This window comes from Myxococcus sp. AB025B (genome assembly GCF_006518215.1).
In the GTDB taxonomy this organism is placed as follows: Bacteria; Myxococcota; Myxococcia; order Myxococcales; family Myxococcaceae; genus Myxococcus; species Myxococcus fulvus.
The window spans coordinates 14,461-27,405 of the sequence record NZ_SRLW01000026.1; the positions used below are offsets into that span (position 1 = coordinate 14,461).

Here is a 12,945-nt window from a genome sequence, read left to right on the forward strand (position 1 = left end):
CAGGTCCGCCAGGACCCGAGTCAGGGTTGCCGCTGTCCGCTGTCCGAAAACAGCGGCAACCCACGATGGAACCAGGAGCCCACACTCGCCTATCCGGGAAGGCCGCCCGCAATGTCGCGGGGGGCTCCCGAGGCGCTCCATGAAGTCATCGCGACATCCGTTGGGACCCTGGCGCTGCATCCCCCTCTTGCTCCTGCTGCTGTCCGCCTGTGACGACTCCCCTTCGGGAGACGATGCGGGATCGATCCCGGACTCGGGTACTGACGCGGGCACAACGGACAGCGGCCCGCCTCCCGAGGACGCGGGGACGCCCGACGCGGGGATGCCCGATGCAGGCCGTCCTCCCTGGGACGGGACGTACACCGCGCTCGAGGACCGGGGTGATTGGATCGACACCGGTCGCCATGACACATGCCAGTTCGTCACGCCCGAGGACCTGGACCCGCAGCGGTGTGAGCACATCGCGGCCTTCGACCTGTCGAGCTGCTCCACCGAGCAGCTCTCCGGCGTGGAGAACCAGGGCATCTTCCAGCTCAACCTCCGCCAGGAAGCGTCCTACACCTCGACCAGGCCTCCGTCGGACTTCGTCAGCAACTCCTTCTCCGGCCTGCGGCTCAGCGCGGACGGCACCCAGGACGCGTACGGCCCCGCGCCGCTCATCGCCCGCGTCACGGAAGGCGGCACGTTCTTCCTCGCGGCGAGGAGGACCTCCCGAAGCCCCTGGGGAGACAGCGTCACCACCACCGCGCTCGCCGGCTGCCACGTCCTCTCTCCTGGCGTCATCACCGGCTGCTACGTGTCCTGCAACAGCCATCCGATGTACGGCTTCAACAAGTCGGTCGGCACCTTCAGGACCGAGCGGATGGCCTGGGCTCCCGGCGAGAACGAGGCCTCCGGCGGGCTGGCGCTCGTGGCGGAGGCCTCCACGACCGTCGGCATGCCCGTGGACGTCTACGTCGCCAAGGAACACGCCTACGTCGTGTCGGTGAGCACTGGGCCCATGCTCGGTGGCCTCTCCGTGTTCGACGTGAAGGACCGGACGACCCCCACGCTCGTCAAGACGGTCACCCTCGCCGGAGATGGCGCGTGGAACGGGGTCTGGGCGAAGGGTGACGCGCTCTACGTCGCCAGCGACAGCTCGGGGCTCATCGTCTTCGACATCACGGACCCGGCCAATCCCGTCTTCGTCCGCCACGGCGAGGGCCCTGACGCCGTGCACACCGTGCTCGTCGAGGGGGAGCGGCTCTTCGCCAACTCACCCGGCACGGGCACCTTCGTCTACGACATCGCCTCGCCCCTCGCTCCGGCGCTGCTCCAGCTCATCACGTGGTCGCCCGAGGGCTACACCGGCGGTCCACATGACGTCTTCGTGCACGGCGACCGGCTCTACATCAGCAACGATACGACCGGCTTCCACATCATGGACATCTCCGACCTGGACGACGTCCGGCACCTCGGTGACTACCTGCAGCCGGGCTTCTTCGGCATCTTCTCCCACCACAACGCGGTGGGCACCTTCGCGGGGCGCACCCTCGCCTTCGTGGGCGGCGAGTTCACGGCCAGCCACGTACGGGTGCTCGACGTGACGGACCCGACGAACATCCCGCTCATCGGCACGTTCCGCATGCGCCCCCTCACGTCCATGCACAACCTGCTGCTCCGCGGGAACCTGCTCTACGTCGCTTGGTACCAGGAGGGCCTGCGCGTGCTGGACGTCTCCCATCCCACGCAGCCCCGGCAGCTCGCCCACTTCAACACCTACCGGGAGACCGACCCGCGGCGAGGCAACGGCATCTTCGAGGGTGCCTTCGGTGTGCGCATCCCCGGGGACGGCTTCGTGTACCTCGTCGACTCGTCCCGCGGCCTCATCATCGTCAACGAGCTGTAGCGCCGGCCCCGGGCCGTGTCATTGCAAGGACACGGCCCGGCGGGTCCAGCGCGCGGCGTTCACGGCACGTGGCCGCGATTCCGTCGTCATCCGGCAAGTATCGGGAGCGCGCATTGGCGCCAGGAGCGCGCCTCGCCATTCCAGGAGGCACCATCCGCTCCTGCCGGGTGGTCTTCCCGAGGCCTTTCATGACGACATCCCCGTCCCCATGGCGCTTCCTCTGTGTCCTCCTCCCACTCCTCATCGCCTGCGGAGACTCTGACTCCGGCAAGGACGCGGGCACGCTTCCCGACTCGGGGACACAGGACGGCGGACCGCCTCCCGAGGACGCGGGCACACCCGACGCTGGTCCACCTCCCGAGGATGCGGGCACGCCCGACAGCGGACCGCCGCCGTGGGACGGCACGTACACCGTGCTGCAGGACCGGGGCGATTGGATCGACAAGGGCCGCTACGACACGTGCCAGTTCCTCGAAGCCGAGAACCTGGACCCGCAGCTCTGCCAGAGCCTGTCGACCTTCGACGTGTCGAGCTGCTCCACCGAACAGCTCTCCGGAATCGAAGGCAAGGGCATCTATCAGCTCACCACCCGCTCGGAGCTGCGCGTCCGCCCGGGCCGCCCCAACTCCACCGCTGTCGGCAACGGGAGCAGCGCCTTCCAGCTCAGCCTGGATGGGTCCGCGGACTCGATGAGCAACGCGCCCCTGCTGGCCCGCGTGACGGAGGGCGGCACGTTCTTCGTCGCGGGCCGCCGCACCCTCCGGACCCCCTCGGGCGACCATGTCACCACCACCGCGTTCGCCGGCTGCCATGTCCCCGCGCCGGGCATCATCACCGGCTGCTACGTGTCGTGCACCGACAGCCCCATCAGCGGCTACACCAAGACGCTCGGCACCTTCGAGGCCTACCGGATGACCTGGGCCCCCGGCGAGGGCGAGTCCTCCGGTGGGCTCGCGCGCGTGGGCGAGGCCTCCACGCCCCTCGGGCTGCCCGTGGACGTCTACGTCACCAAGAAGCACGCCTACGTCGTCTCGCTGGAGCGAGCCCCTCGGCTGGGTGGACTCTCCGTGTTCGACGTGAGGGACCGGACGAACCCCACGCTCGTCAAGACGATCAACATCCCCGGGGATGGCGCGTGGAACGGCGTCTGGGCGAAGGATGACGCGCTCTACATCGCCAGTGATTCGTCGGGGCTCGTCGTCTTCGACATCACGGACCCGGCCAATCCCGTCTTCGTCCGCCGCGCCGAGGGCCCGGCCCACGTCCACACCGTGCTCGTCGACGGCGACCGCCTCTACGCCAACAGCGCGGGCGTGGCCACCTACGTCTATGACGTCACCACGCCGCTCGCGCCCGCCCTGCTCCAGCTCGTCACGCCGACGCCCGGAGGCTTCAGCGGCGGTCCGCATGATGTCTTCGTGTACGAGAACCGGCTCTACGTGAGCAACGCGGACTCGGGCTACTCCATCATGGACATCACGGACCTGGACAACGTCGTGCACCTCGGCAACTACACGCCGCCCGGGAGCTTCGTGTATGCGCACCACAGCGCGGTGGGCACGTTCGCGGGCAGGACCATCGCCTTCGAGGGCGGCGAGGGCCCTGGCACCCACGTGCGCGTGCTCGACGTGACGGACCCGACGAACATCCCGCTCATCGGCACGTTCCGGATGCGGCCGCCCACGTCCATCCACAACATGCTGCTGCGTGGCAACCGGCTCTATGTCGCCTGGTACCAGGAGGGCCTGCGCGTGCTGGATGTCTCCCATCCCACCCAGCCTCGTCAGGTCGCCCACTTCAATACGTTCCGAGAGGATGACCCGGGCCGAAGGGCCGGCAGCCTCGAGGGCGCCTTCGGCGTGCGCATCCCCGGCGACGGCTACGTGTACGTCGTGGACGGGACGCGCGGGCTCATCATCGTCAACGAGCTGTAGCCCCGAATGGAGGGGGCCCGGCGCCGGGAAAGGCGCTCCGGGGCCGGGCCCGCGGCGGAGCTACACCGGCCGGCGGAAGCTGTCGGCCAGGTCCGCGGGGAGCTGCGAGGCCACCGCGGCCACCTCGTCCTCGGGGATGCGGTCCCTCACGGCGGTGAACACCACCGTCATCACGCGGAACGCCTGGTCCACCTTGATGCCCAGGTGGTCCGCCACGTCGGAGATGAACTCCTCGCGCTTCATGCGCTTCGCGTGCGAGGGGCCGCGCAGGATGGTGCACTCGCCGATGAGCTCGCCGATGTCGTCGCCGAGCGCGCGCATCAGCTTCACGTCCTCACCGTCCGACAGCCTGCGCGCCAGCGTGCACAGCACGGCGTGAGCGGCGGCGCGGCCGTCCAGCTTGTTGACGCGGACCTCCTGGCTGTTGCCGATTTCGTCCAGGAACGCCTGGAGGTCCAGCGACTCGTCGCGCTCCTTCACCGGGATGATGTTAGGAGGAAGCTCCGTCTCCTGCGCCATGGGGTCGTCTCCTTGCTCGCCGTGGACACACGCGCGCTTCACGGGCGTGCCAGTCACGGTGTTCACGGCGCCGGCGGCCTTCAGCGAGGGGCCACGGGCCTCCTCCTCGACCCGCCGGGCATCGCGACGGCGCGACGTCCGGCCTCTCGTCTGCCCGGGAAGGCTCAGTGTGCCGACGGCGACTCGGGCCGAAGGGGCATGCCCCCACAACTGGGGGAACCCTGGAGCCGTTCGCACACACAGAAGCTGTCGTACGACCACTCATGGCAGCAGGGCGTGATCCCAGGCTCGGGGCAGCCCATCTGTCGGACGTCCTCACAGCTGGGCAGCCCGGGGCTGCACTCCAGGACGTTGGCCATCGCTCGCTCGTCGGCCACGTCGGTGGCTCCGCCTCCACAACCCAGGCTCAGACTGACAGCGAGCGCCATCAACCACGGCATCAAGCACTTCATGGTGGATCTCCATTCGTGGGGGTGTCCGAGCAAAGGATGACCGGGCTCCACACATCCTCCAGGAGTCGATGACCCAGCACAAATCAGACACCCTGGGTCAGGTGCACCCCTCGCGTCTCCGACGGAGGAGATGCTCGCGAGCCCTCCGCCTGAAAAGCCGCGGGCCGGCACCGGTGAGCTCCGGAGCCGGCCCGCGTCGTCAGCTCAGCCAAGCTCAGCCGTGCGCCGCGGGGCGAGGCTCATCGCCGCTCGGACGACCGTGGGCGGCGGGGCTGCCCTCCTCGTCGTCCGGACGCTTGCCGCGCCAGTGGGCGAGCCGCGTCTTCATGCGGTCGGCGACCACGTAGAAGGCGGGCACCACCACCAGGCTCAGCACCGTGGAGACCGACAGCCCCCCCAGCACCGCGATGGACATGGGCGCGCGCGTCTCGCTTCCCGCGCCCAGCGCCAGCGCCGCCGGCACCGCCGCCATCATCGTCGCCGTGGACGTCATCAGGATGGGACGCAGGCGCACCGGCCCCGCGCGCTGCATCGCCTCCACCGCGCCCAGCCCCAGCTCCCGCTGCTGGAGCGCGTAGTCCACCAGGATGATGGAGTTCTTCTTCACGATGCCCATCAACAGCAACAGACCAATCATGCTGAAGATGTTCAGCGTGCTGCCCGTGCCCAACAACGCGAAGGCCGCGCCCGCCACCGACAGCGGGAGGATGGTCAGCACGGTGACCGGATGCAGGAACGAGTTGAACTGCGCCCCCAGCACCATGTACGCGACGCCAATCCCCAGGAAGAGCGCGAAGAACAGGCTGCCCATCGAGTCGCGGAACGCCACGCTCGCGCCGCCCGGCACCACGCGCACTCCGCCCGGCAGGTCCTTCGCCAGCTGCTCCACCGTGGCCAGCGCCTCCTCCTGATTGGAGCCCGGCGCCACGTTGGCGAAGATGCTGATGGCGCGCTCGCGGTCCCGGCGGGTGATGGCCTGCAGCGCCGGGCGCTCCTCCTGCGACACCAGCGCCGACAGCGGCACCAGGGCGCCGCTGGCCGTGCGCACCTTGAGCAGCGCCAGGTCCTCCGGACGCGAGCGCTGCCCCGCGAGCAGGCGCAGGCGCACGTCGATGCGCCGCCCGCCCGTGCTGTACTTGCCCACGCGCACGCCGCCCACCAGCGCGTTGATGGTCGTCGCCACCGTCTGCATCGGCACGCCCAGGTCCGCCGCGCGAGCCCGGTCCGGGGTGATGCGCAGCTCCGGCATTCCGAGCTGGTAGTCGGTGTCCACGTCCACCACCTTGCCGCTGGCCTGGATCTTCTCGCGCATCTCCTGGCTGGCCTTGACCAGCTCGTCCCAGTCCGAGCCGCGCACGCTGAACTCCACCGGGAAGCCACGCTGCGCGGAGAAGCCCTGCTGCGACAGGTCCTGCACCACCGCGCGCAGGCCCGGGTAGCCGTTGAGCTCCTTGCGGAGGATCTGCTGGAACTCCGACTGCGACATGCGCTCGTCGGGCGGCCTGAGCGTGAGCATCATGAAGCCCGAGCTCACGTTGCCGCTGCCTCCGCCCACCAGCGCGAAGATGCTCAGCACCTCCGGCCTGGAGGCGGCGAACGCCTCCGCCTTCTGGAAGAGCTGGTTGGTCTCCTCGATGCTGCTGCCCACCGCCGTCTGCATGCGGACCATCAGCCGGCTCTGGTCCTGCGACGGCACGAACTCACCGGGCAGCGCGCGGAAGGCGAACACGCTCACCACCAGGATGACCAGCGCCCCGGCCAGCACCCGCCACGGCCGCACCAGCGCCCACCCGAGCGCCCGGCCATAGGTGTGCTCCAGCTTCGTGAAGGCCTTGTCCACCCACACGCCGACCTTGCTGCGCCCCTCGCGGGACGTCTTCAGGAGCTGCGCGCAGCGGGCCGGCGCCAGCGTGATCGCCTCCACGTACGACAGCATCACCGCCACGCACAGCGTGACGCCGAACTGGAGGAAGAACTTGCCGATGACGCCCTTCATGAACACGACGGGCAGGAAGATGGCGATGACGGCCGCGGTGGCCGCGAGCGCCGCGAAGGTGATCTCCGCGGTGCCCTCGCGCGCCGCGCTCACCCGGTCCTTCCCCTCCTCTGAGTGCCGGAAGATGTTCTCCAGCACCATGATGGCGTCGTCCACCACGATGCCCACCGCCAGCGCCAGGCCCAAGAGCGTGAAGGTGTTGAGCGTGAAGCCCAGGAAGTAGATGACGGCCACCGTCCCCAGCAGCGACATGGGGATGGCCAGCACCACGTTCATCGTGCTCGACAGCGAGCCCAGGAAGAGCCAGCAGACGAAGGCCGTGAGGATGCAGGCCAGCACCAGCTCGAACTCGATCTCGTGGACGCTCTCCTCGATGTACTGCGTGGTGTCGAAGCGGATGGCCACGTCCATCCCCTCGGGAGCCTCCTTCTGGATGCGGGCCAGCGCCTCACGCACGCCCTGGGCCACGGACACCGCGTTGGCGCCGCGCTGCTTGCGGATGCCCAGGCCCTGCGCGGGCGTGCCGTTGACGCGCGCCATGCGCCGCACGTCCTCGAAGCCGTCCTCCACCAGCGCCACGTCGCGCAGGTACACCGGCTGGCCACCCTGCTCGCGCACGACGATGTCGCGCAGCGTCTCCAGGTCCAGCGCCTCGCCGAGCACGCGCACGTTGACCTCGCGCCCCTCCGCCTCGATGCGCCCCGCGGGCAGCTCCACGTGCTCACGCTGGAGCGCGGAGGTGAGGTCCGTCACCGTCAGCCCGAGCGCGTCCAGCCTGGCGGAGTCCACCCAGATGCGGACGTTGCGGTCCAGCGAGCCACCGACGGAGACCTCGCCCACGCCCGGCACCGTCTGCAGCTTCTCCTTCACGCGGTAGCGGGCGAAGTCGCTCACCACCTGCTGGGAGAAGGGCCCGGACACCCCCACCTGGATGATGGGCTGGTCCTCTGGGTTCGTCTTGGTGACGATGGGCGGGTCGATGTCCTCGGGAAGCTGGCGCTGCGCCTGGCTGATCTTCGTCTGGACCTCCTGCAGCGCCATGTCCACGTTGCGCGACAGGTCCAGCTCCACCGTGATGTTGGCGCCGCCCTGGCGCGCGCTGGAGGTGATGCTGGTGACGCCCTCCACCTGCGTCACCGCCTCCTCGATGGGCTCGATGACGTCCGTCTCAACGGCCTCGGGGTTGGCGCCCTCCCACGTCACGCTGATGTTGATGGTGGGGAAGTCGACGTCCGGGAACTGGCTGATGCCGATGCGCTGCGCCGCCACCAGTCCGAAGACGATGGTGGCCGCCATGATCATCCACGCCAGGACGGGCTTCTTGATGCACGCTTCCGTCAGGTTCATCGCCGCGCTCCCTGGCCGCCGTCCTCCGCGCGCGGCTCCGCCGTCAGGGTGGGCTTCTTCTCCTGCACCACCCTCACCGTCACGCCATCACGCAGGGCCTCGCCGCCGCGGATGACCAGCGTCTCACCCGCCTTGAGCCCCTCGCGGACCTCCACCCGTCCGTCCGCCGTGCGCATGCCCAGCTCCAGCACCCGCTCGCGCGCCTTCTCGCCGTCCACCACGAAGGCCAGGAAGCCCCGCTCGCTGGCGCGCACCGCCGTCTGCGGCACCACCGGGCTGCCGCCGCGCGTCTCCACCGGCACCACCACCGACGCGAACGCACCGGGCCTGAGCTTCGCCGCATCCTCGGCGGACACCTCGGCCGTCACCGGCACCAGGCGGTTGGCCTCGTCCGCGGCCTGCGCCACGTGGGTGATTCTCGCGGTGAACGAGCCACTCTCCGAGCGCACCGTGAAGCGCGCCGGGAGCCCCGGCTTGATGCGCGCCACGTCCGCCTCCGGCACCGTGAAGCGCAGCAGCAGCGGGTCCCGGCGCAGGAGCGTCGCCAGCACCAGGCCGGGCTGCACGTACTGCCCCGTCTGCACCGTGCGCGTCTGGAGCACGCCGTCCATGGGCGCTCGGACATAGGCGTCGCGCTGGTTGAGCTGCGCCTGGTCCAGCAGGGCCCGCGCGGAGGCCACGTCCGCCTCCGCGGTGCGCGCGCGTGCCTGGAAGGTCTCCAGCTGCTCCGCGGGCAACAGGCCGGGGCTGGCCTCGTTGACGGCGGTGCGACGCTCGGCGCCGGCCTGGGCCTCCACCAACGAGGCGCGGGCCTTGGCGAGCGAGGCCTCGGCCGCGCGCACGGCGATGGCATAGCGGGCGGGCTCGATCTCGGCGAGCACGTCCCCCTTCTTCACCGCCTGCCCCTCCATGAAGAGCACGCGCTCCACGGCGCCCGCCACGCGGGCGGTGATCTGCACCCGCTCGAAGGCCTCCACGGAGCCCACCGCGTTCACCACGTACTCGACGTCGCGGGCCTCCACGGGGGCGACCTCGACGGGGAACTGGATGGGGCCCCGACCACCGCCAGCGCCGGGGCGACCGCCCGCCTTTCCGCCCGCCGCGGGGGCCTCGCCCCTCGACGCCTCCGCGTCCTTCTTGCATGCCCCCATGGCGAGCATCGCCACGGCCAAGGTCAGCGTTCCTGCGCGTCGCATCACCTTCACGGTTCCTTCCCCAAAGGATCGAGTCCGACTGCCGCCCTCAAGCCCAGCAGGGCGACGCCCAGCGAGTACCGGCTCCGGGCCAGGGCCACCTCCGCCTCGAACAGCCGCAGCGAGGCGTCCGCCAGCGTCAACGCCGTGGACAACCCCTGGCGGTAGAGGATGCCCTGCTCCTCGGCGTTCTGCTTCGCCGCGCGCGTCGCCAGCTCGCTCTGCGTGAGCGCCGCCCGCGCGTTCTCCAGGGCCACCCGCGCCCGCTGGATGTCCACGTCCACGCGGCGCGTGCCCTGCTCCAGCTCCAGCCTGGCGGCGCGCGCCAGGGCCACCCGCTCGTGGCGCTCCGCGTACCGCTCGCCGCCGTCGAACAGGTTCCACGTGAGGTCCGCGGCCAGGAAGCCATCGCCCGTGCGGCCCGCGAGGCCCTGCTCGTTGGTGAGCCGGTACGTCGCGGACACGCCGAGCGCGGGCAACAGCCGCGCGAGCGGCTCCCACGCGTTGGCCTCCAGCGACTCCACGCGCAGCTGGCCGGCGAGGATGTCCGGGCGCCGCTCCACCGCGCCGGGGATGATGCCGTCGTGCGTGTCCAGCGGGCGGGCCGCGTCGTCGAGCAGCTGCTGGGGCGCCGCGAGCGCGCCCTCCACCGGGTCCACCAGCAGGAAGCCGAGCTCCAGGCGGCTCGTCTGCGCCAGGTTCCGGGCGCTGATGAGCTCCACCTCCGCGGTGGCCACCTCCACCTCGGCGCGGGTGACGTCGTTGGTGCTGGCGAGCCCTCCCTTGGCGCGGGCCTGCGCGTCCGCGAGCGACTGGCGGGCGAAGGCGATGCGCTGCTCGGCGGCCTGGAAGACCTGCTGCTCCTGCAGCGTGATGAGGAAGGCGTTGGCGGCCTCGAACGAGACCTGACGCCGGGCCTCCACCGACTCCATGCCCGCGGCCTCGCTCTCGCGCTTCGCGGCGCGGTACAGCGGGAAGCCGCGTGCGTCGAAGAGCGTCATCCGCGCGACGATGTTCGCGCCGAAGGCGTTGTAGCGCTGGATGATGACCTGCTGTCCGCCGACCTCGCGCGTCGTCTGGTTGGGGCGGCGCGTGTACGTGCCCGTGGCCGTCAGCTCCGGGAAGAAGAACGCGCGGGCCCGCGACACCCGGGCCTGGGCGGCATTGGCGCGCTGCTGGGCGGCGAGCGCGGACTCGTTGCGCTCGGCCGCCATCGCCACCGCCTGCTCGAACGTCAGCGCAGCGCCCGCGGGGGTGGCGTCCGCGGGTGCGGAATCCGCAGCGGCCGGTGCGGTTTTCGCAGCCCCGGGTGCGGAATCCGCAGCCTCGCGCGAGGGAGTGGGAGCCACGGGAGCGTCGCTCTGGAGCGCCTGGGACTGGGAGGGGGCGAGCACCATCCAGGCACACAGGGGCGCGACGAGGGCGGTTCGGACAGTGGACATGAGCGGGAAGTCGAGGCTCGGGCCGACGGAGTGCGGGGTGTGCGTGCTGGGGCCCGACGAGCGAAACGGCGAACCCGGCGGAGTGGGCTGCTGGACGATGCCAGCACGGCGGTCTAAGGGGGAGTTCCGGATGTCCTGGGGTTTACGACGGGGCGTCACGACAGTGGGCGCCTCGGCGCGCCGGAGAATGCATTGATGATGCGTTTATTCCTGGTGGGTGTAGGGCTGCTGACACTTTCGATGACGGGCTGCAAGAGCAAGACCTCGACCAACGAAGGGGGGCTCCGGGTCTTCATCACGTATGCGACCTTCCGGCCACAGTGCCTGACGCTCGCCGTGGAAGATCGCCGGGAGCCGACGCGCCGGGAGTCGGGCGTGGTGACGGTGAACGCGGAGGCCCGGAGCGACACGCGCGTCGGCGTCATCCTGAAGCAGGCGGGCTGGAGTCCGGACCTCCGGGTGATCGCCGAGGCACACGAGGGCTCGTGCGAGGGTCCCGTCATCGCCCGGCAGTCCGCGGAGGTGCAGTTTCCCGAGGAGAACCTGACGGACCTGAAGCTGGATCTGCGCGCCGAGGACCTGGACGACGACGGCTTCTTCGCCATGAAGGGCGACTACCCGGGCACCGACTGCGACGACACGCGCCCGGACGTGCACCCCGGCGCCACCGAGGTGTGCGACGGCGTGGACAACAACTGCGTCGAGGGCGAGAGCGATGCGCCAGGGAATGTCCAGTACTGGGTGGACGTGGATGGGGATGGCTACGGGGATGCGAGCGCCGCGCCCCAGACCGGCTGCGCGGCGCCAGTGGGCTTCGCGACGCGCGCGGGCGACTGCGACGACGAGGACATCCTCGTGCATCCGGGCCAGTCGGAGTTCCGCTGCGACGGCAAGGACGACAACTGCGATGGCACCCCGGACAACGACGCGTTCGACGTGGGCACGAGCTGCGTCACGGCCCAGCGCTGCGCGGGGACACGGCAGTGTCAGTCCGCGGAGGTGGCGGACTGTGTCAGCGCGCTGGTGCCCGTGGAGTACTTCGCGGATGACGACGGCGACGGCCAGGGTGGCCCCACGCTGGGGTTGAGCTGCACTCCACCCGAGCCGGGCGCGGTGACGGAGCCCGGTGACTGCGACGAGGGCTCGGAGCAGGTGTCCGAGAGCGGCACCGAGGTCTGCGACCGCCTGGACAACGACTGCGCCGGTGGGGTGGACGATGGGCTGCCGAGCTGCGGCGCGGTGTCCTGGAACGAGCGGACGGTGCTCAACGACACGAGCGCGCGGTTCGACGCGGTGGCCACCTATCAAGCGGAGCGGGGATGGCTGGCCGGAAGCAGCGGTCGCGTCGTCCATGTGGCCGGCAACACCTTCACGGCCGCGACGAACTGCGCGGGCGACTGGCGGTCCGCATGGGCCGCGCCGAACGGACGTGTGTTCCTGGGCTCGAGCGACGGACGGTTCGCCACGTCGATGCCCGGCGAGCTCAACACCGCCTGCGAGACCCGCTCCAGTGGCCAGCCGGGCTCCATCAACGGGCTGGTGGGCTTCCCGGACCCGGAGAGCAACGTCTTCACCGTCTATGGCGTCTCCAGCGCGGGGCACGTCGTGTCCTGGAGCTACGACCATGGCGCCTCGGGGAGCCAGCCGGACCCGACGATCGTCACCCGATTCGCGGCGAACCTGCGGGACATCCACGGGCTGAGCGCCGAGGCGTTGGTGGTGGTCGGCGCGGAGACGGTGAACGGCGAACAGCATCCGGTGGCCTGGAGCTCGCCCCAGACGGGGACGACCTGGACCCGCGAGGCGCTGGGCCTCCCCGAGACCACCACGGGCTACCTCAACGCGGTCCAGGTGCTCACCCCCCACCTGCTCTACGTGGCGGGTGATCACGGCCTGCTCCTGGAGAAGTCGCGTGGCACGTGGAGCCAGAAGCCGGTGCTGACGGTGAGCGGGGGCACGGTGCCGAACCTGCGGGACATCCTCGCGTTCGGCCGCACGGGCATCTACGCGGCGTCGTCGGAGGTGAAGGATCTCCACTTCTTCAACGGCGTCGCATGGAGCACGGTCGCCACCCCGTCGGAGACGGTGAACGCGCTGGGCGGCTTCGGCCCGGGCGAGGTCTGGGCCACCGGCCACGACGGCCTGCTCACGCGCTGGAAGCCCTGAGCGGAAGG

At 70.5% G+C, this 12,945-nt stretch carries 7 protein-coding genes; 3 read left to right on the top strand and 4 right to left on the bottom strand.

Annotation, left to right across the window (positions count from 1 at the left end; translation table 11 throughout):
• The first annotated feature begins 322 nt into the window (after positions 1-322).
• Both FL311_RS06570 and FL311_RS06575 read left to right on the top strand, forming a co-directional pair.
• Positions 323-1,888: an LVIVD repeat-containing protein gene (locus FL311_RS06570; RefSeq protein WP_228556708.1), complete on the top strand. Its 1,566-nt coding sequence runs from the start codon at positions 323-325 to the stop codon at positions 1,886-1,888.
• Positions 1,889-2,076: 188 nt separating this feature from the next.
• On the top strand, positions 2,077-3,822 hold the full coding sequence (locus FL311_RS06575; protein ID WP_141324085.1) for an LVIVD repeat-containing protein: 1,746 nt from the start codon (positions 2,077-2,079) through the stop codon (positions 3,820-3,822).
• A gap of 60 nt (positions 3,823-3,882) precedes the next feature.
• On the opposite strand, the gene FL311_RS06580 is transcribed toward FL311_RS06575, so the two are convergent.
• The 4 genes from FL311_RS06580 to FL311_RS06595 all read right to left on the bottom strand — a co-directional run bounded on the left by FL311_RS06580 (position 3,883) and on the right by FL311_RS06595 (position 10,771).
• Positions 3,883-4,407: a DUF2267 domain-containing protein gene (locus FL311_RS06580; protein WP_228556709.1), complete on the bottom strand. Its 525-nt coding sequence runs from the start codon at positions 4,405-4,407 to the stop codon at positions 3,883-3,885.
• A 600-nt stretch (positions 4,408-5,007) separates the two neighbouring features.
• Complete coding sequence (locus FL311_RS06585; RefSeq protein ID WP_141324086.1) at positions 5,008-8,136, bottom strand: efflux RND transporter permease subunit; 3,129 nt, start codon at positions 8,134-8,136, stop codon at positions 5,008-5,010.
• Positions 8,133-9,332 (bottom strand): efflux RND transporter periplasmic adaptor subunit, encoded by a 1,200-nt coding sequence (locus tag FL311_RS06590; RefSeq protein WP_141324087.1) that lies wholly within the window; start codon positions 9,330-9,332, stop codon positions 8,133-8,135. The genes FL311_RS06585 and FL311_RS06590 overlap by 4 nt, the downstream gene beginning before the upstream one ends.
• A 5-nt stretch (positions 9,333-9,337) precedes the next feature.
• A complete protein-coding gene (locus tag FL311_RS06595; protein ID WP_141324088.1) occupies positions 9,338-10,771 on the bottom strand; it encodes a TolC family protein in 1,434 nt (477 codons plus the stop codon).
• A gap of 195 nt (positions 10,772-10,966) precedes the next feature.
• On the opposite strand from FL311_RS06595, the gene FL311_RS06600 reads away from it, so the two are divergent.
• Positions 10,967-12,937: a putative metal-binding motif-containing protein gene (locus FL311_RS06600; protein ID WP_141324089.1), complete on the top strand. Its 1,971-nt coding sequence runs from the start codon at positions 10,967-10,969 to the stop codon at positions 12,935-12,937.
• Positions 12,938-12,945 lie beyond the last annotated feature (8 nt).